The following is a 26,954-nucleotide window of genomic DNA, read 5'->3' on the forward strand; positions in this document are numbered from 1 at the left end:
TTTTGTGAAGAGGAAGAAACCTTAATTTTTCCGTTGTGTTTCCCAAACACTAAATAACTTTTTATCTTCCAACAAAAGTCATTTACGAAATAAGTAAAACGTTGCATTGAACCTATCTAATAAGATGCGATAAATGTAAACTTTTTTTTTATATGACAAACTTTTTTAAATAAAATTATTATTTTTTAATACTAATTTTACCTATAAGGGTAAATGTCTTGTTTTTCAAGGGTTTAAGAGTGTGTTTCTAGTTTTTATTTATTTTTAGATTTTTCTTTATAATTGTAAAGGTGGGGCGTTAATGAAAAGAAGATGCATAGCCTTTCATTTTTATACTTAAATATTTGTAAAAAATAAAGCCTAATATATGGCCTCTAAAGCCGTTTGTATTTATATTACCACGAAGGTCGTTAGTAGTATTCTAAAAAGTTTGTTTTAGTATTTGTTATTTTTGCTCTGAGGCATGTAATGTTGTTATCTGTTTAATATATAATTATATTAATGTTTATACAGCATAAATGTTATTTACTTGAGGTTGTTTTTATTTTAGATGATAATAATCAACTCAAAATAAAAACCCTTACAAACACTGGGTTTATAAGGGTGTTCTGTGGAGACGCCGAGAATCGAACTCGGGTCCAAACAAGCAGTTCAAAGGCTTTCTACATACTTAGTTCTTTCTTAGTTTTCGACTAGTAACTGATTAAGAACAATCTGTTAAAAGCTTATCTTCTTTAGTTTCGAAAACTTGCCGAAGTTTCAAGTTTTCTATGTTTACTTTTACGATGCCCAAAAGTGAAACGCCGTAAACCAAGGCTGTTCGTGGACATAAAGCTTGCACACCTTGTGTGCCTAGGCTAATCCTACTATAATTCGGATTAAGCAGCTAAAGCGTAGTTATTCTCGCCGTTTAAAAAGTTGAAAAAAAGTTTAACGAGTGGTCTCTTCTCTCCTCGGTATGCTTACGTTATCACTGGTCTCGCTGTCAAAACCAGTCGTCCCCAATTGAGTAATGAACACAAATATATAAGAAAAAAATAATTCTTGATGATTTGTGGGGTGCAAATATATGAAAATACTATTTGTACAATCCTTTTAAAACAAGTATTTTGCATAAATTGCAGTTATTTACAATACTAGTAGTTAGTTTATTTAATTTTATATTATACTAAAAGCATGAAATTCGGAATTATCAAAGAACGTAAAAACCCACCAGATAGAAGAGTTGTTTTTTCACCAAAAAAGCTACAACAATTTAAGCAGCAGTTTCCTGCTGCCGAAATAGTTGTAGAAAGTTCTGATGTTCGAGTTTTTAACGATCAGGCTTATAAAGATGCTGGTTTTCAAGTGGTAACTGACATGTCTGATTGTGATGTTTTATTAGGTGTAAAAGAAGTTCCTTTAGAGGCATTGATTCCAAATAAAAAATATTTTTTCTTTTCGCATACCATTAAAAAACAACCATACAATCGTGCCTTACTACAAGAAATATTAGCTAAAAATATTGAAATGTATGACCACGAAACCATTATAAAAGAAGATGGAGCTAGGTTAATAGGTTTTGGTCGTTATGCCGGTTTAGTAGGTGTTTATAATGGTATAAGAGCTATTGGCTTGCGTGAAAAATTATTTGACTTACCAAAAGTTGAAACACTTACCGATTTAAATGCTGTAAAGGCCGAGTTAGATAAAATTACCTTACCTAATTTGAAAATTTTGTTAACAGGTACGGGTAAAGTTGCACATGGTGCTAAAGAAATTTTAGATTACTTGAACATTAAACAAGTAAGTGATGCTTTGTACTTAACTACAAATTTTACAGAACCTGTATATTGTATTGCTGATGTAATGGAGTATAGTAAACGTATTGATGGTAAAGTAGGTAATAAGTTTGCTTTCTATAAAGATGCAACAGGGTATGAAAGTAATTTTATGCCGTACGCAAAAATGACTGATTTTTTTATAGCGGGTCATTTTTATGGTGATGGAGCTCCGTACTTATTTACAAAAGAAGATGCAAAACATGCCGATTTTAATATTAAATATGTAGCTGATATTTCGTGCGATGTTGATGGGCCTGTGGCTTCTACTATCCGTTCATCTACCATTGAAAATCCTATTTATGGTTATAATCCAACTACGGGATTAGAAATTGATTTTAGAGATGATAATGCAATTACTGTTATGGCTGTAGATAATTTACCATGTGAGTTGCCAAAAGATGCTAGTGAGGGTTTTGGAGAAATGTTTTTAACTCACGTAATTCCTGCTTTTTTTAATAATGATAAAGATGGAATTTTAAAGAGAGCAAAAATGACTACCAATAACGGACAATTAACTGAGCGTTACTCTTATTTAAAAGAGTATGTAAATGGAGATGCGTAATTAAAAAATAATAAAATTTTAAAAGCTTATTTAAAAATTAAATAGAACCAGTTTATTGTTGTGCTAAATTTATTTTAGTGTAACAATAATATTGGTAAATTAGAAAGGGAAACTGAAATAAATTCAGTTTGGCAGATTCATTTTTCTGTTATAAAACTTTTTAGCTGAAATTTAAACAGGCTCTAAAATAAAATATTGCAATTGCGATATTTTTTATAAGTAAAATATATGTTGCCAGATAAACAGTTTTTAATAGATACCGCCCAAATGAAAATGCCTTTCGGTAAGTATAAAGGTGTTTTTTTAGTAGATATTCCTGAGTATTATTTAGTCTGGTACAAAAATAAAGGGTTTCCAGAAGGAAAATTAGGCAAAATGATGGGGTTAGTATATGAAATGAAATTAAATGGTTTGGAAGATGTTTTGCGTAACATACGTAATTTGTAAGCTTTTTTATAAAAAAAAATGAAACCTGCAGAAATATATATATTAAAGCAAAAGGAGCCTTTAAAGGCTATTTTAATACACTTACAAATTTTAATTGAAGCAAACTTTCAAGAAGCGGTAGTGTTATACAAATGGAAAATGCCTTTTTATTATATTAATAACAAACCTTTGTGTTATTTAAATGCTACTAAAAAAGGTTATGTTGATGTTGGTTTTTATTCAACAACTGCCCTTAAAAATTATAATGACCATTTAGTATTAGAAAAAAGAAAGGCCGTAAAATCACTAAGGTATTACACTGTTGAAGCAATTAATAATATAGTGTTAATTGACGTATTGCGCGAAGCGTATATAGTAAACGGAAAAAAATAGAATAATTTTTAAATAAGTACTTTAATTAAAAACTACTATTTTAATGTTTTAAAAAAATAACGTTGTTTATTAATAAACAACGTTATTTTTTTAAAATAAATTTATAATTTATTAATAGTTTTTCTAATTGCTACTAAGTTTGTTAATAGCTTTTCTAAATAATCAAGGTGTAACATATTAGCACCATCACTTTTTGCATTTGCAGGGTCAAAATGTGTTTCAATAAATAATCCATCTACATTATTAACAACTCCAGCTCTTGCAATAGTTTCAATCATATCTGGTCTTCCACCAGTAACACCACTCGTTTGGTTGGGTTGTTGTAACGAATGAGTTACGTCTAAAACCGTAGGCGCAAATTCACGCATGGTAGGAATTCCTCTAAAATCGACAATCATATCTTGATAGCCAAACATTGTTCCTCTATCGGTAATCCATGCTTGTTGATTTCCAGCATCGTGTACTTTTTTAACGGCATGTTGCATAGCTTCAGGACTCATAAATTGTCCTTTTTTCAAATTAACAACTTTACCAGTTTTTGCAGCCGCTACTACTAAATCGGTCTGACGTACTAAAAAAGCAGGAATTTGTAAAACATCAACATATTCGGCAGCTTTGTAAGCATCTGAAACTTCATGAATATCAGTAACTGTAGGAACATTGAATGTTTCAGAAACTTTTCTTAATATTTTTAAAGCTTTTTCATCACCAATTCCTGTAAAACTATCAATTCTACTTCGGTTTGCTTTTTTAAAACTTCCTTTAAAAATATAAGGAATTTGTAATTTATCAGTAATTGTAAGTACTTTTTCAGCAATTTGCATTGCCATTTCTTCACTTTCAATAGCACAAGGACCTGCTAAAAGGAAAAAATTGTTAGCATCAGTATGTTTTATATTCGGAATAAGTTTTAAGTCCATCGTTGTAAATTTTCAACAAAATTAAGAAATTAAATTGGCTATATTTAGCCTTTTAAATTAAATAAGAACCTATATTATAAATTTTATCCGATGAAAAATAATATAAAAAAGATACTTTACGTATCAGTATTTGCACCTGCCTTGTTATTGTGTTGTAAAACAGTGCAAAATGATGCTGGTAAAGCTGTGAACACTACAGTTAAAAAGAATAATAAAAGAAATGTAATTGATTCTTTAGTTGTTAAAAAGTACTTATATACATTGGCTTCAGATGAAATGCAAGGGCGTAAACCTGGAACAGCAGGGATGGAAAAAGCAACCGTTTATATTGAAAATGAATTTAAACGCATTGGATTAAAAACCTATGGAAATTTAACTAGTTATCGTCAGAATTTTACTCATGAAGGAATTAAAATGAGTAATATTATTGGAGTTTTAGAAGGACACAGTAAAAAAGAGGAGTTTGTTATTGTATCTGCACATCACGATCATTTAGGTGTAAAAAAAGAGGGGATAGGCGATTTAATTTTTAATGGCGCAAATGATGATGCGTCAGGAGTTACAGGTGTGTTAACATTAGCTGAATATTTTGCAAAAAAAGGTACAAATGAAAGATCTATTTTATTTGTGTGTTTTACTGCGGAAGAAATGGGACTTATTGGATCTGAATTTTTTGGAAAAGGAATTGACGCAACTAAATTTGTAGCTGGAATTAATTTAGAAATGATTGGAAAAACGCCAAGTTTTGGAAAAAATACGGCTTGGTTAACAGGTTTTGAACGTTCTGATTTTGGTAAGATTATTCAAAAGAATTTAAAGGGTACAGGTTATCAGTTATTTCCTGATCCGTATGATAAGTTTAATTTATTTTTTAGGTCAGATAATGCTTCTTTGGCTCGTTTAGGAGTTCCAAGTCATACATTTTCTACAACGCCAATTGATGTTGATAAAGATTATCATAAAGTTTCTGATGAAGCTGAAACCTTAAATATGACCGTAATTACCGAAACTATTAAAGCAGTTGCTAAAGGAACTGAAAGTATTATTAACGGAAAAGATACGCCTACAAGAGTTGTTATTGAAAACTAGTTTTTTTTATTAAATATAAGGCTTAATTATTTGAGGCTTTTGTATTTTTATAAGGTATGATTATTGTAGTAATCTTAATAAATTATGTTATAATGAACCCATTAAAATTTATTTTTTTACTTTTTATAGTAAGTTGTTCTTCTATAAAAGTAGTGTATGACTATGATGCTAAAACTAATTTTGAAAATTATAAAACATTCAATTTTTTTGATGATGCTGGTAAAGGTTTAAATGAATTGGATGTTAAAAGAATTACCAGTGAATTAATAGTGTTACTTGAACAAAAGGGAATGACTTTAGCTGATAACCCTGATATGTATATTAATATTTTATCAAAACAAAGTACTGCCGTTAATAGAAATACTATTGGCGTTGGAATAGGAGGTGGAGGAAATGTTAGTTTCGGGATTTCAGGAGGTATTCCTATTGGTAGTAAAAAAATTAATGAGCAATTAACTATTGATTTCGTAGAAAGTAAAAATAATGACTTACTATGGCAAGGAATAGCAAATAATGACATAAAAGAAAAAATAACTCCGCAAGAAAAAGTAACACATTATAAAAAAGTAATCGGAAAAATACTGGTAAATTATCCTCCAAATAAAAAGTAATATTCAATTTAGTACAAATGCCTAGCCCCGATTGAAGCAATTGTTTGAGCTCTTTTTTATTTTTCTTTTTAAAAAATAAAAAAAGCGAGTGCGGAAAGCGGGAAATTGCTTCTAATCATTTTTTTAATTTTGATAAAAAAGCGATGTTCATAAAATAAAAAAACCTCCAATATTTGGAGGTTTTTTATGTTTGAAAATTTAAAATGTTTAAAACTGGTAACGAATACCTAATCCAAAATCTGAATTAAAGCCTTCATAAAAATCACCAAAACCAAGTTCTGGTCTAAAATCTAAAGAAACTATTAACGGAATATCAAAATTATATTCAACGCCAATAACACCAGCTCCAAATAAATAAGTTTCAGAATCACCATTTACTTTGATTCCTGAAATAGTTTTATCTTTTACTTTCCAAGTTCCTAATCCACCACCAAAACCAGCATACCAATTAAACTTGTTTTCTAACTGCCAAACCCATTGATATAAACCTGTGGCTTTGAATCCGCTATAAGAATTGTTGCCTCTAATACCTAAATCAACTTCTAACCTATTGGTGTTACTTAGTTTTCTTTGATATGAAATTTCTGCTCCAAATCCGCTATTATCGCCAAAACGAACACCAATGGCATTTTCTGAAATGTCTTGTGCATTTACAGATACTGTTGCTAAAGTTAAAAAGCCAATAGCTAAAAATAATTTTTTCATGTTTTTTTAATTTTAAGAATAAATATAACCCAACAATTTAGATGCCAAACTATTTTATAATAATTCTTTTTCCTTTTGAATGACTACTAAATTCTGGTGCGTACATATTTTGTATGGTTGTAATTCCGTTGCTAAAATTACCAGCGTTATTTACACGAACATCATATTCGAATACATAAACACCTTTTGGTAAACGGTCGAAAAAGAAATTTGTTGCAGCGTCTTTTGTTGCTTCATAATAATATAAATTATCTTGTGATTTGTATTTGGAAAGCACATTTATAGGTTCAACTCCTGAAGCTCTCATATCTTTCATATGTACAAATTCCATGTTTCTATCGCATCGTAATTCTATTCTTACAGTAATTAAATCGCCAACTTTTAAGGTTGTTTTATCGGTTATTTTGATAAGTTCTTTACCAGTATCCGAAGTTATTTTTTTGAATAGGTTTTTACGTAATTTCAACGGAGTTTCTGCCGATGTAATTTTATCTAAATCCTCAAAATATTGCCAATATAAACCACCCCAAGCAATACCTGTTCCTTTTTTAGAAATAGTAACTTCGCTCATATTTGGTGTAATTTCGTTACCATTCCACGATGTTTTAAAGTATCCTGTACCAGCTTCTACTTTTACATTTTCTAATTTCGATGCTTCAATTTTATTATTTCCAATTTTTACATCCACCATATCGGTAATTGAAAGCCAGTCGCTTCCTTGTAAAAGTAAGGCGTAAACGGCTTCGGTAGTTGCTTTTGTTGTTTTCCAACGATTTGTTTGCTTATTTTTAAGCAACCATATTTTTAAGTTATCAACTGTTTTTGTGTCATTTTCAATTTCAGAAAAAGCTTCAATTAATAAAGATTGCGTTTCAATTGGTGCTTGATAACTGTAATATCCTACAACATTACTTTTCCAATACATTCCTAATTCATTAGAAGTAATACTATTTTCTTTTAATGATTTTAAAATTTTAGAGGCAAGAATTTTGTTGTCATTTCTAAATTGAATTAAAGATATTTGCCCTTGTGCGTATAAATTGTATGTTTTCCAAAAAGTAGCAGCTTGTTTTTTATAATAAGAAATTGCTGTTTTGGTTTTAGAAGCAATATTTATTTCTGGATAAAAACTACGCATATATAAATACTGAATAGTCGCATAACTTAAATGATTTTTCTTTAGATATTCTTCAGATGCAGTTTGTCCTTTTTTGGCTTTTATTCTTGCCGCTTCTTGTAGTAATTTATCGTATTGAATTGCTATTTCAGCATCTAGAAAACGAACTGCTTTTTCTAAAACTTGTGTTGTTTTGTTATCAAAATTAGATACGCCTAATTTTTTTAAGTGTCCAAATCCACTTGCAATATGCTGCGTAATATAAGTATTTGCGTAATTTCCTCCTTTAAACCAAGGAAAACCTCCGTTACTCATTTGCATATTTTGAAGCTTATTGATTGCATTTTCTTGCTCATTTTTCATTTTATTCAAATCGAATAACAACCCAATGCGTTTCTTTTGTTCGGTTTCCGATTGTGCATCACGTAACCAAGGGGTTTCTTGAATTATCAATGATTTTAACTCTTGATTTTTTTCAAGATTTGATAACAACGCATCGCTCGATTTCCATTGATTAAATACTTCTTGAATCTTCGGATTTGAATTTGCAATAAAACTAGCCAAGGTATTTGCGTAATAACGTGCAAAAGTTTGCTCGCTACATTCATACGGATATTCCATTAAATACGGCAAAGCTTGCACCGCATACCACGCAGGATTTGAGGTTATTTCTAACGTTAATTTATGATGTTTTAAACTTGTAGAAGTATTGTTTTTCAATTTATCTAACGTAAAAGTTTTTGTTTGATTCGAACGCACCCACATCGGCAATGTTTCGGTAACCAACATTCTGTTCGATAAAACAGGTAACACATTTTGTTCACCATCAGAAAAATCACCAGCCTTTGCTACAATTTTATATTGAACAGCTTGGATGTCATCAGGAATAGCTAAATTCCAAGAAACACTAGTATTTCCTTTTGAATTTACACTAAAATTTTGATTTTTAGTTGAGTTATCTAATAACTGAATTTCTTTTCCTGTAATGGCATCAGTTAAAATTAATTGAGAAATTCCGTCTAGTTTTTCTTCGGATAAATTCGAAATTTTAGCACTCAATGTTATATTATCACCTTCTCTTAAAAATCGTGGTGCATTTGGTGTAATCATTAACTCTTTTTGAGTTACGGTTGTAAGTGTTTTGGTAGCAGATAATGCTTCTTTTGTATGTGCTAATAATTGTAATTTCCATTTGGTTAATGCCTCAGGAGTTGTAAAACTAAAAGAGATGTTTCCTTTTTTATCCGTAGTTAAATGCGGATAAAAGAAGGCCGTTTCTTGTAAGTTTTTACGAATTTTAATGCCTTTTAAAGAGGTGTTTTTTTGTTTATCATTTACATCAGATTTGTTTTTAGAAAAAGAAATATCTTCAACTTCTGTTGATTCAATAACACTTTCTTCAACTTCTTCTTGAACAGCTTCACTTTCAGAAATATCCATGTTCATTCCTCGACTACTACTTTTCATCATCATCGTTCTGTGACGATAATTTTCACCAAATCTGAATCCAAACCATTTTAGTTTATCATATTGTTGATTCGAATAACTATTTGAATACTGTCTATTAAAAACTCGAAAATGCTCGTTTCCAAAACTATGATACGCACTTGACGAATTTCCGCGAGAATAATAAGTAGCTGTTCTTATTGGGTTAAATAACCAATTATGAGATTTAAATTCATCTAAAGAAGCATCGTACATACTTGCTAAAACTTCGGCAGTTACTTTATTTTTCTTATCATTTTTAATAGTGAAACTCCATTTTTCAGTAGTTCCAGGTTGTAATTTATCTCTAAAAGTATTCGTTTCAATACTGATGTTTTCTTGTTCATTTTCTACTAAAATATTTAACAATCCAGTATCGAAAGAATTATAATTTACAAAATAATATTTGATAGCAAAACCTTTAACATCATCTTTATTAACAGGAATTTCAATATTTTTTATTTCATTATTTAAATGAATAAAATGCGTTTTAATTATTTTATACTCTTTTTCAATTTCAACAATTACAGTAATGTCTTTTGATGCCGAGCCAATTTGTACACAAACAGCTTCATCAATAGTATAAGATTTTTTATCTGCTTTGATAAAAAATAATTGATTATCAGCTACTTTTTCTTCGGATGTACTCGTAATATTAAAACGTGCTTTATCCGTTACTTTTTGATTAAATTTATCTGTAGTATTTAAAACAGCAATGTATGCTCCTGAAGTCCAATTTTTAACACGCTTTAAAATAAGTGCTGTTGATTTTTGTGTATCAAAAGATTCTTCAAAAACAAGCGCACCTTTTTTCCAAGTAGTTTGATTTATTTCTTCTTTAGAATAGGCATCATGCGGAAATAATTTATTGAATTCATTTTCAGAAATATCTTGATAATCAGGTGTATTCCAAGGTCTTTTACGCAACGGATTTTTAGGTGGTTGAAGCTTGTAAATTTTTACAGATCCTTTACTAGGTATAAATTGTCCGTTTAAATTGTTGGTTGTAACAGTTATTTCGTGCTGTTTTTCGTCTTTATTAAGCATCGAATTAATTTGTAAAGAAGCCAATAAAGCATGATATCCAACATTTACAATAGTTGTTGTACTTCGTGTTTCGCCGTTTACATCGGTAATATCTGCGGTAATTTCATAATTAAAAACAGGTAAACTTTCTTTGTTTACACTTTCATCAGGAATTGCTTTAAATTGAATAGAAAAATTACCTGATGCATCTGTAATCGTTTCTCCGTGTGTAATTTCTTGAGCTTCTACCGATGAATTAGCACCACGCCAATACCACCAACTCGGATACTGCACTTTTCTATGTACACGATATACCACTTTGGCATTGGTAACATTTGCGCCAGAAAAAGCTTTTGCAAATCCGTTTACGGTAATAATATCATTTACTTTAAAAGTTTGAGTAACGGGTTTAAAATCAGTTTCAAATCTTGGACGTTTGTATTCTTCAACTAAAATATTGTTGATATTATTTTCTCGTTCAAAGTAAAAAGGAATACCGTTTATAAGACTGTTTTTTTCTTTTGAACTTTTACGAATAGAAAAATTATATTCACCTGTTAAACCTGTATTTGGTAATATAATTTCACCCGATGCTGAACCAAATTCATTTAGTTTTAAATCTAAGGTTTTTACTTTTTGTCCGTTTACATCATTTAAGGTTACTTCAATATATGAATCTGAAAAAGAGCTGTTTTTTTCGCCTTTCTTTTGAATTAAAATCGTTTTAAAATAAACCGTTTGCCCAGGTCGATAAATACTTCTATCAGTAAAAATAAATGGTTTTATTGTAATACTTTCTTTGTTCTTTTTTGCCGTATTTTTTTCATGTTTATATAAATAGTAATTGCCAAAAATAGCCCTGTCATTTTTCGATGTAACGGCTATTGATACATTATAATATCTATCATTACTTATATAAGTTGCAAAACCATTTTTATCTGTAATTAATTTTTGATGTAGTTTTTTTTCGCCTCTACGTTCATTATTTTGTAATAATAATTGGGCATTTTCAATAGGTTTTCCAGTGTTTCTGTTTACAACTTGATACTTTGTTGTATTGTTATCAGTATTTTCAATTAACACTAAATTACTTACTTGAATATTTGCTGTAGCGTATAAAGTATCGGTATTTAAAACGCTATTTTCATGAGCTACAATTAAATAATTATCTTGCGTAAGTTTCGGAATAATTACTTCTGTGGTGTGTTGTTTATAATCGAATTCATTTCTTAATTTATCATTCCAAGAAGTTACTTTAGTCAGTTTTTTAATAAAATTGATGCGTTCTTCTTCCTTGTAAATATTGTTTAATTCCGTTATTTTATTTTTGTCAATTTTATAAGCTGTAAAATAAAGTTTATCAATATTATTATAGGTAATTAATAATCGAGAAGCTGTATTTATAGGACTAAATTTCTCTGATAAAAGTGACAGTGATTTGTTTGTTATTTGTCCTTTTAAAGCCTTACATTTTTCTGATGCAACACTCTTCGGAAATTTCACAATTACAGCATCACAAATAGTTAAAGCTTCTTTATTTTTAAAACGGAATTTTTCGTTTTTATTAGGACGATAACTGTTTGCTTGTTGTCTGTAAACTTCTGCAATTTGATGACTATACAATCCTGAAGTAGCATTTTTTTGCTGTTTTTCTTCGGATGCTTTTAATGTTTGTAAAAATAAATCTTGTTTATCATTAAAAATAGCATGATTATTTACAAAATTTAAACGCTCTAAATCTACGGTAGCTAAGGCTTTTAAATTTTTGTTTTTTAGATGAAAAGTTATTAATTCTTGATAAATTTTTAATGCATTAAATTGAAGTGATGTAGCATCTTTTGTAACTAATTTTATTTTAGTGAATTTTTTTGCAGTGCCTATTAATTCAGAATTATCAATTTTAAACTGATAATTTGGCTTTGTAATGTTTGTTTCTGATGTTTTATAAAAATCAAGTGCGTTATGTGCTAAAAAATCAAATAGGGTAGGGCGATATTCTTTTGAGCCTTCTACAAGGTATAAAATATCTTTAAACTCACGAATATCGGTTTGTTGTAAGGCTGTTTTATTTTCTAATGATTTTTGATAATAGGTATGAATTTCAGCAAACAGCGTATCTAAATCCCAAGTTCTAAAATCGATATTATCAACTTTTTCACTTGTTTTTGTTCTGTTATAAAACTTCCATTTATTTTGATTGAAATATTGCCAATATAAATTTGCCAATATATTTTCTAACACATTTTTTGTAGGAAAAGAGCTTTTATCAATATGTATTTTAAACTGATTGATAATTTTTAACTGCGCATCTTCTTCTAAAGTTAACGAAAATTTACTTTTATAAAAAAGTGCTTTAATAATTTGTGGCGAATTTTTAGAAACATTTGCTTTAGCGTAAATAGTTTCTACTATTTTTAAAGCTGATTTTGGTAAGTTTTCGTTTTCAAATGTTTGTACCTCTTTCCAAAGACTTTTGTAGTTTTCTTGAGCGTTTAGTGTTGTAGCGAAAAATGTAATCATAAATAATAGTATTGTGATTTTTTTCATAACGGATGTTTTATAGTATTTAAAGCACAAGTAAATTAATATTGTTCTTTAATTTAGTCTAGCTTTAAAGGTAATTAATTATAGTGAAACTATTGTAATTATTTGGTAAATCTATCTAAACAAAAAGCGAGCCAATTGGCTCGCTTTTAATTAATATATTTTTTTGATTATAAATTCACATCTCCTGTTTAGTTCGTGTTGCTCTTCTGTACAACTGTTTTCAGTTTTACATTTTATAATTGGTATTGTTTCACCATAACCTACTGCTAAAATACGATTCGGCGTTATTTTATTTTCTATAAAATAATTACGAACAGCATTGGCGCGTTTTTGAGATAATTGTAAGTTGTAAGCATCATTTCCTCGTATATCAGAATGTGTACCAATTTCAACAATCATTTTAGGGTATTTTATCATTAACTCAATAACTTTATTGATTGCTTTTTTAGCATCTCTACGTAAGTACCAAAGTTTGTAATCAAAATTTATTTCGGCAGTTTTAATGCTGATTTTATCTTTGTTTTTTACAATATTTTTTTCTTTTGATAGTGTCTGTGCTATTTTATTTTTTAGCTGTGTTTTTAGCTTATTATTGGTTTTAACTTTAAGTTCTTGTGCTTTTTTAGCTTTTAATTGAAGTGCTATATTTTTTTCTCTTTCTATTTGTTTATAAGCTTTTAAAGCTAAAGAAGCATCATTTTTTTTGTTTCGTTTTTTTGAGGTAATAACTGTTTTTTGTTTTTGCTGATATCCTTTTTTTGAGGCTGTAATTATATAAGATTTTTCACATAACGCTGTAAAATGAAAACCACCATTAACATCCGTAGTTATTTTTTTTATTGATTTGTTATTTAATTCAATAGATATATTTGTGTTTGCTAAAGGTTGTTTTGTGGTACTATCTGTAATAATACCTGAAATAAATTGCTTGCAGTTTTCAATAATTAAAGGTTTTATTTCTGCTATTTTATAAATATCATCATTTCCTTTTCCACCAGGTCTGTTTGATGAAAAGTAACCATCCTTTGTTCTGGTATCAAAAGTAAATGAAAAATCATCATAACCAGAATTTACAGGAAGTCCTATATTACTAGGTTTTGAAAAGGTATTATTGGCATTAATAGTACTTATAAAAACATCTAAAGAACCAAAACCTAAGTGTCCGTTTGATGAAAAATAGAGCTCATTTTGTTGTGTTATAAACGGAAATTGCTCTTTTTTATCAGTATTAATCGTTGCTCCTAAATTTTTAGGAATTCCAAATGTTCCATTATCAAGAATTGCGACTGAGTAAATATCAAAAGAACCAAATCCGCCTTCCATATCTGAAGCAAAATATAATGTTTTTTCATCAGGACTTAAAGCAGGATGTTCGGTTGAGTATCCATCATTATTAAAAAGTAAAGGTTGTATGTTTTTCCATACACCTTTTATTAATGTTGCTTTAAATAATTGAACATGGGTTATTTTTTTAGCGTCTTTTTTACGTTTATTTTTTACGAAATTATTTCGTGTAAAATAAATAGTTTTTCCATCTTTTGTAAATACAGCATTCGCTTCATGAACTTTTGTATTTATTGTTGATGAGAAACTTTTAGCGATACTATCACCTAAATATATTTTATTGCTTGCTATTTCATATAAATCCAGATAATGTAAGCCATTCCACCTGTATATTTTATCAGCAGTTTTATATTGTTTTTTAGATGCTGCAAATATTAATTTATCACCTTTTTGAATGGCTCCAAATTCCGAATTTTCAGTGTTAATGGCTAAATTTTCAATTTTGTAACGGTTTCCAATTGCTTTTATATTTTCTAAATTATTTATAGCTGATTTTAATTTTGATAAACTAGCAGTATCCTTTTTTTTGGTGTAGTAATTTTTTAAGGCAATGTTGGCTTCTTTATTTTTATCTAGTGCTTTAAGTGTGTGTGCATATTTAAAATAATATTCGGATGCAATTAAAGTACTGTAGTTTTTAAGAAGGTATTTATAAAAATAAGCAGCTTTTTCCATATCATATAAATAATAATGGCTGTCGGCTAAATTTCGAGTAGTTTTAAGAGTGTTATTTTCTTTAAAAATAGTTTCGTATAACGGAATAGCATCGCTATAAAAAGCGCGATTAAAATATTTGTCGGCTCTTTTTTGATGAAGAGTTTGTGCGGTACTAACTACTGTAATACCTATAATAAAAAGTAGGATTGTTATTTTTTTCATTTCTCTATGTTATTAAAAGAACCTTGGAGATTTATCGTACCCTTTTTTAATTCCGATGGTATCAAAATCTAAAAGCACCATTATTTCATGAGATCCTGAATTAAAGTTTCCTAAGTTTGATGTGGTATAATCGTATGCGTATCCAATTTTTAAATTGCTAGTAGCTCTTATGTTAAACATTCCGCTAAACGAATCCTTTATTCTGTAAGAGGTACCTAACTCAAACCTATTGTTAAATAATATATTTAAAGATGCATCTAGTACTATTGGAGCCCCCTTTACTACTTTAGTCATAAAAGATGGCTTTAGTTTAAAATTAGTGTTTATTTTATATACATATCCACTTGTTAAAAAGAAATGAATTTCCTCAGCTCCAAGTGTGCTAACTCCTTTTTTTTCTTCTATCTGTTTTGTTTTTAGAAGGTTAGGGGCAGATAAACCTATGTAATAATTATTAGAAAAATAAAAAGCACCAACACCAAAATTTGGTAATATGTTATTTTGATTATTAAAAGCAGTATCATTTGTTAAAATTCCTGAAAGTGGATCATCATCAGGAAATTTAAAATCGCTAAAATTGGTTGTAAAACTGGTAAAACCAGCTTTTAAGCCTAGTGATAATTTTTGATTTTGACCTACTTGTAAAACATAAGCAAAATCGGCATATATATTATTTTCTTTTAAAACACCTTCACCTATATTATCGGTAATAACGGAAAGTCCAAGTTGTATTTTTTTAGAAATAGGAGTGTGTACAAAAAAGGTATATGTTTTAGGCGCTCCTATTGCTGATGCCCACTGAGAACGGTGCATAGCTCCTAAATTAATAACTCCAATGCTATTTGTAGCATATGCAGGATTAACTACATTTTGATTGTACATGTATTGGGTGTATTGTGGATCTTGTTGCGAGAAAACCGAATTATAAAACGCAAAAGTTACAAGGAATACGATTAGTTTTTTCATTATAAAATTAGTTTACTTGCTTAAGTATAATCGACCTTGTTTAGGTGCTTTATTATTCTTGTTGTAATTTAAAACGTAAAAATATACACCACTTGTTGTACTTTCTCCTGATTTATTATTTTTACCATCCCATTTAGGATTGCTCGTATTTCCTTTAAAAAGAGATTGCCCATATCTGTTAAATATTTCTAATTGATAATTAGGGTAAAAATAATCAGCGTTAGGTAGATAAAAAGTGTCGTTAACACCATCACCGTTAGGTGAAAATCCATCAGGAATAAAGAAGGTGTATTTTTCTGGGTCACATTCTAGTAATGAGAATTTAATAGGAAGTCTTTCACTTTCGCAATTAGTCTCCGTATTTATATTTGCTATAAAATAAGGCGTGTTTTGTGTAACTGTTTCGGTATTGCTTATTTCACTTCCATTTGTAGGAGAATCATACCAAATTACTTGATAATTATAATTTGATGTAATATCTTTTTCTATATCTGCTAGTGATATATTGTCTAAAACGCATAAGGTGTTAACGCCGTTATATTGAGGTTTAGGAACAGTGGTTATTGTAACATCGAATTGTAATCGCTCGTTATGTTCGCATCCATTATTGTTTTGTACTGCAAAGTAATTTTTACCATTTTCAAGAATGGTATTTGTAGGAAGAATGTTACCGCCAATATTCATATCGTACCATATAATATTTCCATTAGAGGTAGCAACGTCTATATCATTAAGAGTTGCTTTAGCTATTTCACAAAAACTAATATTAGTAGCAGAAGCGGTAAGAGCTGTTGTTTTAATAATATTTACGGTTACCGATGCTCTTGTTAAGCTTTCGCAATTATTAGTATTATTAGTTTTTGTAACAAAATAATCTTCTCCATCGATTAATAAAGTTGAATTAGGTAATGGAGTTTTAGAAGTGTTACTGTCATACCATAATAAGTTATCACCGGAATTAACAATAATATTATTAATTGAAGGTCCGTTTGGTAAATAATTAGAAAAGCAAAATACTTGGTTCGTAGTTAATATTGGTGCAGTAGGATTTCCTTCAATTGAAAAATATTTAATGATTTCAAAATCAAATTCTGTTCTACAAAGCGTTGTATCGTTTTGAGTGCTTTTTAAAGTTACAACATAATCACCTTTTTGTAAGTTACTTATATCTACATCGTAATTAGCTTTTCCGCCTACAAATGTTATGCTATTATTTATAAGTTTTGTTGAATTAGTAATTTCTTCAACGGTATAATTAACAATATATTCTCCATCAAATAAGGTTGGTGCATCAATAATAACTTCCATTTTAGTAGCATTACAAACATTATCTAAAGCTACATTTAATAAAATGTTTTTGGGGATAGGATTAATATTAAAATCTGTATTAATGCAAGAAATACCACTTGGCGGAGTAGAAAATAATCGAATATTAAAATTAGTTTCATTTATAGTAAATGTAGAAATATCTACAGGTAATATACCTTCTCCATTAATAAATGAAATATTTTGTTTATTGATTATCGATTGATTATCTGTTGTGCTAGTCAATTCATAGTTAAAAGAAAAATCACCATTAAAAAGAGTTCCATCAGTGTTATGAAAATCAAAAATGGTGGCGTTAATTATATCTCCATCATAACAACTATCAGTAATAATCATTTTTGCGTCTAAAACATTAAAATAAGCTTCGCTTATAGCAAAAGAATTACAGGTAATGCCGCTTTTTTTGGTTATGGTTTTACTTTTTATAAGGTAATAACCTGGTGTTATAGTATTTTCAGGAAGCGTAAATAGAATGTTTTCTGTAGCGTTTAAATCACTTTGTAAACCATTATAAATTATTTGATTATTTTTTGTGTTAATTATTTGATATTCTAAATCGTAAGTAAATTCAGCTTCTAATGTACTGGTGTGTATAATATTTATATTCATTTCACCGTTTGTACATCCGCTAGCTACTTCAAAAGCTCCAAACACTTCTGATAAAATTATTTTAACAGAAGTATTATCAGCTAAACAAACTCCTTGAGTTGGCAATACAGTATATTTAAATTCGTAAACGCCTGACCCGAATTGTTGATAAATTTCTTCAATATTAATAGTGTAATCTGTAAGGTCAGTTATTTGTCCCGTTAAGTTAACATCTGTCCATACACCATTAGTATCTTCTCCAAATACATAATCAAACAAGTTAATATTTGTATATCCTGATAAGTCATCTGTGTTACAAATTTCAATATCAATAGTATCATCTCCTGCATTAGGTGTTCTATGTACTTCTAAAATTATTTCAGCAGTTTTAGAAACACAATTATTTACTGTAGCTGTTGTGTAAAAAAAAAGTGTACGTACCAATACCTGCAGCTGCTGCATTAAAAAATTGATCAGTTAAAAAACCTGTTTGAGTGGCAGGTTTTTCTGTCCATTTACCATTTAAATCGGCATTTAAGTTTGTTAATTTATTATCTAAAAATTTAAATAAATCAACACTTGAGTTACTGCTACAAGCATTTGCGCCTCCATCAATATTATTTTCTCCAGGATAACCTCCTAGAAAAATAGTGATTTTAGTATTTTGATTACAATTAGCATTTGTGTAAGTAAAGGAGTGTTCTCCAAATTTATTTATCGCCCATAGGTTAAGTATTCCTGTATTTATATCAAGGGCATTTTGATTAGCAGGGTTGTTAACACTCCATATTCCACCATTAGTAGGTATACCTTTTAAGTGATTAAATAAGTTAAATTGTTGGTAATTGTTATTTAATTCTTTATCACAAATTGTTATGGTATTATCTTCTCCCGCACATTGTGAATATAACGTGTTTAAACAACAGAAAAACAATAAAATAGTAAAGAAATAAAAAATCTTATTTTTTTGCATATAAATAATTTGTAATATTTTTTTTAAAAAAAACTTTTTGAAAGGGTAGCACGAAAATATACTTTTTTTAGAAACAATTATAAAAACGATAGGAAAGCCTTTTTATAGTTTATTATATTTACAGAAAATTTAGAATATTTAAATGAGAGTACATTTTATAGCTATCGGCGGAAGTGCAATGCATAATTTAGCAATTGCTTTACATCAAAAAGGGTATATAATAACAGGAAGTGATGATATAATTCACAATCCGTCTAAATCTCGTTTAGAAAAATATACTTTATTACCAAATGAATTTGGTTGGTTCTCTGAAAAGATAACTACTGATTTAGATGCTATAATTTTAGGAATGCATGCTAAAAAAGATAATCCGGAGTTATTAAAAGCTCAAGAATTAGGGATTAAAATTTATTCGTATCCAGAGTTTTTATATGAGCAATCAAAAAATAAAACACGTGTTGTTATTGGTGGTTCTCATGGAAAAACAACTATTACTTCTATGATTTTACATGTGTTAAATTATCATGATAGAAGTGTAGATTATATGGTAGGAGCACAGTTAGATGGTTTTGAAACCATGGTGCATTTAACTGAAGAAAATGAATTTATTGTTTTAGAAGGTGATGAGTATTTGAGTTCACCTATTGATGTGCGTCCAAAATTTCATTTATACAAACCAAATATTGCGTTGTTAAGTGGAATTGCTTGGGATCATATAAATGTTTTTCCAACACTTGAAAATTATATAGAGCAATTTAAAATTTTTACAAACTCTTTAACCAATGGAGGTATAATGGTTTATAATGAGGAGGATGCTGTTTTAAAAGATATTGTTGAAAACTCAAACCACCCAATAAAAAAGTACCCATACAATACACCTACTTATTTTATTGATAATGGAATTACTTATATTGATACTCCTGATGGAGATTTACCTCTAGAAATTTTTGGAGAACATAATTTACAAAATTTGGCAGGTGCAAAATGGATTTGTCAGCACATGGGAATTGATGAAGACGAATTTTATGAAGCTATAGCTAGTTTTAAAGGCGCTAGTAAACGTTTAGAAAAAATTGCTGAAAATAAAAAATCAGTAATTTTTAAAGATTTTGCTCACAGCCCAAGTAAAGTAAAAGCGACTACAACTGCAGTGAAAAATCAATATAAAGAACGTACAGTTTTAGCCTGTTTAGAATTACATACCTATTCGAGTTTAAATGCATCGTTTTTAGCTGAATATAAAGGAGCGCTAACTAAAGCAGATAAAGCAGTTGTTTTTTATTCACCAAATGCTGTAAAAATAAAACAGTTAAGTGAAGTCACAGAACAACAGATAGCTGATGCTTTTGAACGTGATGATTTAATTATTTACACGAACCCTATCGAGTTTAAAGAGTTTTTATTTAATCAAAATTTAGAAAATACTGCTTTATTATTAATGAGTTCAGGTAATTATGGAGGTTTAGATTTTGATGCTGTTAAGTGTTTGATTTAAAGTGTATTATTTTTTTATCCAGCTTATATCTGTTAATCTTTTAAATAACCAGATTCTTAAATCTTTATTAAAAAAAGATTTAAGAATAATATTTAATCTAGACTTTAGATATAATTTTTTAGCAGTTCTTTTTCTAATTTTATTAGATTTTTTAATATTATTAATTGAAAATAAAAATTGATTAAGATGCTTGATACTGTTTTTATTGTGTTCAAATTTTATAAACTGCGAGTTAAGTGCTTTTTTAGAGCAAGCTAAAAAATTATTTAAAGGAGGAAATAATAAATTAAAATTATTAATAGCCTTTAAAGAATCTGTTTTTATAGAAAGTAAAAAAACATCATAAGAGTTCCTTAAGGAAATAGAGTTGTAAAATTGACCATTATCATTAATTTGTGTAGCAATTATTGATAAAGCTAATTGGTTTGCATAGTTTATTGTTTTAATATCATTAAATATTAATGTATCTTTTTTTATAAAATTATAATTAAACTCTCCTGAATATTTTTCAATTAGAAGCTCTTTATGTATTTCTATTGCAGCAATTTTATTTTCCTTTTGTAAACGAGGATAGTGTTTAAATGAAGGAAAATCATAGGTTGTTTTATGTACTTTAGAGTAATTATTATTAATTAGTATTTTGATAGCCTTGTTGTAATCGTTTTTAGAAAAAATAAAATCAATATCGCCAACCATACGTTCTGCAATATCTTCATATAAACCCTCTAATAAATTTCCTGTACCTTTTAAAAAAATAGGTGTAATATTATGAGCTAATAATAGTGTGTTTATTTCTTTAGCTTCTTTAATAATATTTTTGTTCCGTTCACGATTTAAGTTGGTAATATGCTCCATATAATCAACTAAGTCATCAGGTAAATAATGCAAAAAATTGGCCCGTTTTAAATTGCAATATACGGCCGGAAACACATAATGTGCGGTAGTTACTCTGACGATCTTGTCCCAGTTTATAGTACCTGATTTTAACTCTTGTTCTACTAAAAGGCGGTTGTCTTTTTCGTGTGTAATAGTTAAGCATTTACCTATAAAAAATAAGGTTTCTTTATAATTCATCATTAAAAATTTTATGTACCGTTGCAATCATTTTTTTGTTGTTAGAATAGGTAAGTTGATAACAAGGTAATTTTTCGAACCAATTTAAAAATTTATTAGCATTTTCAGTAATAGGAGATAGCCAAGAGTCGGGTACTAATTGTTCAAAAGCATTTAACTTTGATATTTTATCAACTTTTAAATCGCTATCTTTTTCATATTTGATAAACACCAGGGCTTTACAAGGTAAATGTTGCTGATAATCATTGTTATTTGGAATTAAATATCGAACAATTTTATGCAATTTTTTAAAATTGTATTCAGCAGAAGTTTCTAGTTCAGGGTAAATAGGAAGTAATGTTGGCAAACTATTTTTTTTGATAGAAATAGCAGAAGGAAAACTATAGATATGTTTTTTTTCAGCATCAATAGGTACAAAATCATCAGCTAAACAAGTAAAATCATTAGCTTGCAATAAGGCTAAAGACGTACTTTTACCATTACCAGAATCGCCTAAAAAAAGCATGGACTTTTTGCCGTTACTTATTGCTGAAGCATGAAAAACTCCTAACCACTCTGCTTCTTCTTTTCGGTGGATATGTTCAACGATTTTCATGGAGAATTTCCCTTGAAAATAATGAACTTCATTTAAACTCCAAGTATCAATAATTTGGTTATCAATAGAGAAAGAAATATAATTTTTATTACTATAAACACGATAATGATGTGTTTCTTTTACTTGTTTTTCAGTTTCTAAATGAGCAAATTTAGGATGCACTAGATATTTTTCATAATCAGATAAAAAACTTACTTTGATAGTAATATTGTTAATCTGATAAAAATAATGATATTCGTATTTTTTTGGTATTTCAACAGCAATATCTTTAATACCTTCTTTTGGAGGAGAAATTAATAATTTAGCAATATCGTTAATAAAATTAGTTATTTCTTTAAGAGGTGCATCTATTTTACTTGATAAAATAGTAGTAATTTCTTCTTTAGATATTTTTGCGTTTAAAAGAGTTATTATTTCAGCAACAATAGGTTCAATAATTATATATTGATTACTATGTTCAAGCCATAAAACAGTTTTATCTTCTATTTGTTTTTGTAAAATCATAGGTCATAAAAATAATAAAAACCCTTAATACAATGAGGGTTTTATTCTTAAAAATAATTATTAAATTTTTACAATATAATTAGTTGTTATGTGTAAGTTAATTACATTATTTTTTTGACTCAAATACTTCGCTTAGTTCATTTAAAAAGCTGTAATTATATTCTAAGTTTTAGATTAATTTTATAAAATAGGAAATATAATTTTTATGGTTTAGCATAAAAAACCCCGTAAGTAACGGGGCTTTTTTTTTGTGAATAATTTAAAAATTTTCCCCAGGATTGTTAGGAGCTGTACTAGGGCTTTGTGCTTGTGCTTTTTGAGGATTAAGAATTAGGTAGGTTCCTAAAGCTGTTAAAGCAGCGTACTTACTATGGTTGCTTAATTTTTTTAAAGCCTCTTTTCTAGAAATGTTTTTCCTGTTTTTTTTAAATTGTTTTTTCATGATGCAATTTTTTAATTATTCTAAAATAATTTTTTTACTAAGTTGACCTAATTTAGAACGAAGTTTAATAACATAAACTCCTTTAGCTGTTTTAGGTAGTTTAATAGTACTTATACCGTTTGATTTAAAGTGTGTACTATATATTTTTTTACCTAAAATAGAGAATACATTGATTAAAGCTTTATCAGTTTGTAAGCCAGTAATAGTTATGCTATTGTTGGCAGATTTGTAAATGGTTATATTTTCTAAATCTTGTGTTATAGGTGTGTTATCTAAATTTTTAGAAGTAGTATGAATAAAAAACTGACCAATACCTTTAGCTGTACTTTCAAGAGTTGTGGTATAGTTTTTTTCAGATAAGTTAATAAACTTACCTTTTAATCTGTCTTCTAAGTATACTTTGAAATTATTAGGTAAACTTGTAGTGTTAGCTGAAAAAATAATTTTCTTACCAACTTTAGCTTCTAATCCAACAGGAACTACAGTGTTTTCCATGTCATTATTCGGCAAAGATTGAATTGCATAATTAGCCCCTACGTTATCCGCTACTAGTTGAGAGTATAAGTCATAATCATTAGTTTTTCCGCCAAATAACGTTCCATCATAACCATCATCAAACCCTTTTGTAGTGCCGTTTATGTAGTAAATTTTAGTAGATTTTGTAGTACCATTTTCTGTAGCATTTAAAACAACTTGTGTTTTAGGTTGATTTTTTTGAAATGTATCTGTTACTAAATGGTTTTGATTTTCAACATCAAATGTAATGTTAGTGTTTGCGGCAGCTTTAACAAAAAAACCTTGTCCTGGTGAAATTTGAAAATCAGCGTCAATACCAGACATTTTTAATTCATAATTGTTTGTAGCTTCATTCCATAACCATATGGTTGATTCAGAAACAATATTACCTGTTGTATTATCATTAAAAAAATCACCTAGATTAATGTATGATGAGTATGGGTTACCTACTAAGTTAAAGTTATTTCCATCAGTGCTTATTGGATGATTTATAGTAGTTGAATTACAGCTTCCTGTAAAAGTTATATCACCAGGAGTAGTTACCTTTACAGAGTATCCTGATTGATCCATCATTAAGGGAGGTAAAGGACTTCCGTTAGGTATAGCTTGTAGATACTCCCAAGCAGAGTTGTTTGTATCATAAAAAGCAAGTCCCAAATTAGAGTTACTACCCGTAGCAATATTATTTTTATCTATAAAGTTGTAAGCAGCTACATTAGAAAGAGGTGAAGAAATTAAATACCAATTTGTTGTTGGTAAGTTTCTTTTATAATTTACTGTACCTGTTACAGTAGAGTTTGGAATAAAACTAGCACCAGATTCAATAGTTAAGGTGTTAAATGTTACGGGTGAATTAGTTGTAGGGTAATTAATTAAACCACTTGGAATTATAATGTCTGCATTTTGAGGAGGTACAGTTGTAGGGTTCCAGTTTAATGTAATATTCCAAGTGTTATTAAATGCTCCTGTCCAAGTATATGTTGGTGGCGCTTGTATAGTTACAAGCATATTAGAACTATTAGAACAAGTATCCGTTGTTGTATAAGTAACAATGTATGTAGCAATAGTAGAGGCAGAGATATCAATTTCTCCAGTACTTGCATTGATACTTAAGCCTGCGGTAGAGCTAAATATGCCTCCTGCTAAACCTGTAATTGTAGGAATAGGGTCTGTACTATTAGTAGTATAACTACTAGCATCATAACTAAAAGAAGCATTGTCTAATGCGTTTATAGTAATACCAACATTTGAACTATTAGGACATGCCCCTGCAGTTGTATAAGTAACAGTATACGTTCCAGGAATAGAAGCAGAAGTGTCAATAGTACCAGTACTAGCATTGATACTTAAACCAGCTGTAGAAGAAAATGTACCACCAGTTAAACCAGTAATAGTTGCTGTTGGGTCTAAGGCACCTGCACAATAAGTAGCTGCATCATAACTAAAAGAAGCATTGTCTAATGCGTTTATAGTAATACCAACATTTGAACTATTAGGACATGCTCCTGCAGTTGTATAAGTAACAGTATACGTTCCAGGAATAGAAGCAGAAGTGTCAATAGTACCAGTACTAGCATTAATATTTAAACCAGCTGTAGAAGAAAATGTACCACCAGTTAAACCAGTAATAGTTGCTGTTGGGTCTAAAGTATCTGCACAATAAGTAGCTGCATCATAACTAAAAGAAGCATTGTCTAATGCGTTTATAGTAACAGTTGTTGTTTCTGTTCCTGAGCATAAACCATTGGTATAATAGTGTACCGTATAGGTGTTAGGGGTACTTGCCGAAAGATCAATTGTTCCTGTATTAGAATTAATACTTAAGCCAGCAGTTGATGTAAACGTACCTCCTGATACATATGTAATAGTAGGTGTTGGGTCAGCCTCATCTACACAATATGCAGAAGCGTTATAACTAAATGAAGCATCTTCTCTTGTTGTCGTTGTAATGGTTACCGTTCCACATGTACTAGGAGTAACACAACCTCCTTCTCCTCTAACATAATAGGTTGTTGTTCCGACAGGTGGTGTTACTATAATTGAATTTGAAGTAGTTGTAGCAACAAGTGTACCACCACAAGAATCTGTATAAAGGTTCCATTGTGTAGCATCATTTAATGTGCCTGATATTGAAATTAAAGCAGCGTTTCCATCACAAATTATACCAGGAGCATAAGTTACTGTAGGTATTATTGGAGTTGTACAAGGAACTGGTATTTCAATATTGTCGATACCAAATGTATCGAACGACCCAGAAGTGGTTATAGTGAATGACGTTATTCCTGTCCAATTAAGAGGGACAGTTTCTCCTACAGTTCCATTTAATTGTTCATTCACAGCGGAATTTGTTCCTCCTGTAGGTGTAAATGTCCAAGTTGGAGCTCCGTTTCCATCAATGTCAAAGACAAAAATGCTAGAAATATCTATACTAGAAGAAAAAGAAATAGTTATTGAGTTAGTTGTACCAGCATTAGGTGTGTAAAGAACCTTACCAGATGAACCAAATCCAAGACCATCAGCAGTAGCAATATCAATGTTAGTGTTAGTATTATCCGTAACAATTGCTGTTATACCATTAACAGTTTGAGTTACATTAGTTCCGTTACCAATAGCGGTTTCCCAATCGAAAGTAGTTTGAGAAAATAGATTGGTAGTTATACATAGTATGAGCATTATACTACATAAAAGTGTAATTTTTTTCATGTATTTTGTTGTTTAATTATTTGATTACTAATGTACTAATATGGATTTAAATGTTAAAAGTAATGTAGTTGCTAATTTCTAGAAGGGTATATACCCATTGTACAGATAATAAAACGAATAGTAATTGAAGGTTGCGTTATAGAAAATTGCTTATTCATACCAGTATTGCCTACATTTATTGTAGAGCTTGAAGTTATTGTTTTAGAGACAACAGTGTTTGTAGGAGGTCCAAATGATTTTACAGGTTGTTTAGATAATGTATTTACGGGGTAATTTGCAGCAGCTGAAACATCACCTACCTGAGGTATTTGACGTACGGCATTATCTTTACTTAAAAGAATTTGAGTATCAGTAGTTGTAGCATTTGTTATAGAAGCGACATGGCTATGAGCTGGTAAATTAAGTACTGTTAAAGTAGCATTTTCATCACCAATTTTAAGCCCTTGATTTTTTGTAGTTAATCCAGGTCCATTACCTACTCCCATGGGTACTCTACCTCGTAAATCAGGTATGCCAAAAGTTGTTCTTCCATCACCGCCATAGATAGTTCCTAAGAGAGAGTATAAAGCAGTGTTTTGGCTGATATCCATTAATTGGCCATCACAAAAAACCCATCCTCTAGGGGCAAAGCTTCCGGCAAACATTTTAACTTCACCTAGCATTGCTTCTTGTGCGTTAGTTGTTGTGATTGATAATAAGCAAATTAAAAAAAATGCAAAAAAATTGGTTTTTAGTTTCATAATTGTGTATAGTTTGGTTAAAACATTTTACACAAAGCTATATTAAAAACATACCTCTTCTGTGAAAAAATACCTTTGGCGTATTTAAAATAGCCACAAGTGTAT

18 protein-coding genes and 1 other RNA gene are annotated in these 26,954 nt (G+C 29.3%); 6 read left to right on the forward strand and 13 right to left on the reverse strand.

The window, feature by feature from the left end; translation table 11 throughout:
• Positions 1-608: 608 nt before the first annotated feature.
• Positions 609-1,003, reverse strand: a transfer-messenger RNA (tmRNA) gene (gene ssrA, locus ACN5J4_RS09945).
• 173 nt (positions 1,004-1,176) lie between these two features.
• On the opposite strand from ssrA, the gene ACN5J4_RS09950 reads away from it, so the two are divergent.
• From ACN5J4_RS09950 to ACN5J4_RS09960, 3 genes are all read left to right on the forward strand, one after another.
• Complete coding sequence (locus tag ACN5J4_RS09950) at positions 1,177-2,385, forward strand: NAD(P)-dependent oxidoreductase (RefSeq protein ID WP_418649847.1); 1,209 nt, start codon at positions 1,177-1,179, stop codon at positions 2,383-2,385.
• Positions 2,386-2,613: 228 nt separating this feature from the next.
• Positions 2,614-2,832, forward strand: a complete 219-nt coding sequence (locus tag ACN5J4_RS09955) for a DUF3820 family protein (RefSeq protein ID WP_418649848.1) — start codon at positions 2,614-2,616, stop codon at positions 2,830-2,832.
• 18 nt (positions 2,833-2,850) lie between these two features.
• On the forward strand, positions 2,851-3,204 hold the full coding sequence (locus tag ACN5J4_RS09960) for a DUF1801 domain-containing protein (protein WP_418649849.1): 354 nt from the start codon (positions 2,851-2,853) through the stop codon (positions 3,202-3,204).
• A 101-nt stretch (positions 3,205-3,305) separates the two neighbouring features.
• Here ACN5J4_RS09960 and kdsA read toward each other — a convergent pair whose 3' ends face one another.
• Complete coding sequence (kdsA, locus tag ACN5J4_RS09965) at positions 3,306-4,124, reverse strand: 3-deoxy-8-phosphooctulonate synthase (RefSeq protein WP_418649850.1); 819 nt, start codon at positions 4,122-4,124, stop codon at positions 3,306-3,308.
• 90 nt (positions 4,125-4,214) lie between these two features.
• Here kdsA and ACN5J4_RS09970 point away from each other — a divergent pair, with 90 nt between their 5' ends.
• Positions 4,215-5,213, forward strand: coding sequence for a M28 family peptidase (locus tag ACN5J4_RS09970; protein ID WP_418649851.1), 999 nt, complete (start codon positions 4,215-4,217; stop codon positions 5,211-5,213).
• Positions 5,214-5,305: 92 nt separating this feature from the next.
• Positions 5,306-5,824 carry a DUF4136 domain-containing protein gene (locus tag ACN5J4_RS09975; protein ID WP_418649852.1) on the forward strand — a complete coding sequence of 173 codons (519 nt, stop codon included), beginning with the start codon at positions 5,306-5,308 and terminating at the stop codon, positions 5,822-5,824.
• A 207-nt stretch (positions 5,825-6,031) separates the two neighbouring features.
• Here the strand turns inward: ACN5J4_RS09975 and ACN5J4_RS09980 are convergent, their stop codons facing one another.
• The 6 genes from ACN5J4_RS09980 to ACN5J4_RS10005 all read right to left on the reverse strand — a co-directional run bounded on the left by ACN5J4_RS09980 (position 6,032) and on the right by ACN5J4_RS10005 (position 18,780).
• Positions 6,032-6,529, reverse strand: a complete 498-nt coding sequence (locus ACN5J4_RS09980; protein ID WP_418649853.1) for a hypothetical protein — start codon at positions 6,527-6,529, stop codon at positions 6,032-6,034.
• Between the two features lie 49 nt (positions 6,530-6,578).
• The gene (locus ACN5J4_RS09985; RefSeq protein ID WP_418649854.1) at positions 6,579-12,704 is read right to left on the reverse strand and encodes an alpha-2-macroglobulin family protein; all 6,126 of its coding nucleotides are present in this window, start codon (positions 12,702-12,704) and stop codon (positions 6,579-6,581) included.
• A gap of 150 nt (positions 12,705-12,854) precedes the next feature.
• Positions 12,855-14,927, reverse strand: coding sequence for an OmpA family protein (locus ACN5J4_RS09990; RefSeq protein WP_418649855.1), 2,073 nt, complete (start codon positions 14,925-14,927; stop codon positions 12,855-12,857).
• 12 nt (positions 14,928-14,939) lie between these two features.
• Positions 14,940-15,893, reverse strand: coding sequence for a type IX secretion system membrane protein PorP/SprF (locus ACN5J4_RS09995; RefSeq protein WP_418649856.1), 954 nt, complete (start codon positions 15,891-15,893; stop codon positions 14,940-14,942).
• 12 nt (positions 15,894-15,905) lie between these two features.
• The gene (locus ACN5J4_RS10000) at positions 15,906-18,269 is read right to left on the reverse strand and encodes a gliding motility-associated C-terminal domain-containing protein (RefSeq protein ID WP_418649857.1); all 2,364 of its coding nucleotides are present in this window, start codon (positions 18,267-18,269) and stop codon (positions 15,906-15,908) included.
• Positions 18,208-18,780, reverse strand: a complete 573-nt coding sequence (locus ACN5J4_RS10005) for a hypothetical protein (RefSeq protein ID WP_418649858.1) — start codon at positions 18,778-18,780, stop codon at positions 18,208-18,210. Before ACN5J4_RS10005 ends, ACN5J4_RS10000 begins: the two co-directional genes overlap by 62 nt.
• A 142-nt stretch (positions 18,781-18,922) precedes the next feature.
• On the opposite strand from ACN5J4_RS10005, the gene ACN5J4_RS10010 reads away from it, so the two are divergent.
• Positions 18,923-20,275, forward strand: a complete 1,353-nt coding sequence (locus ACN5J4_RS10010; protein WP_418649859.1) for a UDP-N-acetylmuramate--L-alanine ligase — start codon at positions 18,923-18,925, stop codon at positions 20,273-20,275.
• Positions 20,276-20,281: 6 nt separating this feature from the next.
• Here the strand turns inward: ACN5J4_RS10010 and ACN5J4_RS10015 are convergent, their stop codons facing one another.
• From ACN5J4_RS10015 to ACN5J4_RS10035, 5 genes are all read right to left on the reverse strand, one after another.
• Positions 20,282-21,352: a nucleotidyltransferase family protein gene (locus ACN5J4_RS10015; protein WP_418649860.1), complete on the reverse strand. Its 1,071-nt coding sequence runs from the start codon at positions 21,350-21,352 to the stop codon at positions 20,282-20,284.
• Positions 21,339-22,448 carry a hypothetical protein gene (locus ACN5J4_RS10020; RefSeq protein WP_418649861.1) on the reverse strand — a complete coding sequence of 370 codons (1,110 nt, stop codon included), beginning with the start codon at positions 22,446-22,448 and terminating at the stop codon, positions 21,339-21,341. Before ACN5J4_RS10020 ends, ACN5J4_RS10015 begins: the two co-directional genes overlap by 14 nt.
• A 259-nt stretch (positions 22,449-22,707) precedes the next feature.
• A complete protein-coding gene (locus tag ACN5J4_RS10025) occupies positions 22,708-22,890 on the reverse strand; it encodes a hypothetical protein (protein ID WP_418649862.1) in 183 nt (60 codons plus the stop codon).
• A 15-nt stretch (positions 22,891-22,905) separates the two neighbouring features.
• Complete coding sequence (locus ACN5J4_RS10030; RefSeq protein ID WP_418649863.1) at positions 22,906-26,109, reverse strand: T9SS type A sorting domain-containing protein; 3,204 nt, start codon at positions 26,107-26,109, stop codon at positions 22,906-22,908.
• Between the two features lie 71 nt (positions 26,110-26,180).
• The gene (locus tag ACN5J4_RS10035; RefSeq protein ID WP_418649864.1) at positions 26,181-26,849 is read right to left on the reverse strand and encodes a phage tail protein; all 669 of its coding nucleotides are present in this window, start codon (positions 26,847-26,849) and stop codon (positions 26,181-26,183) included.
• Positions 26,850-26,954: the final 105 nt, after the last annotated feature.

Origin of the sequence: Tenacibaculum aestuariivivum, assembly GCF_964507685.1 — a bacterium.
Taxonomy (GTDB): Bacteria; Bacteroidota; Bacteroidia; order Flavobacteriales; family Flavobacteriaceae; genus Polaribacter; species Polaribacter aestuariivivum.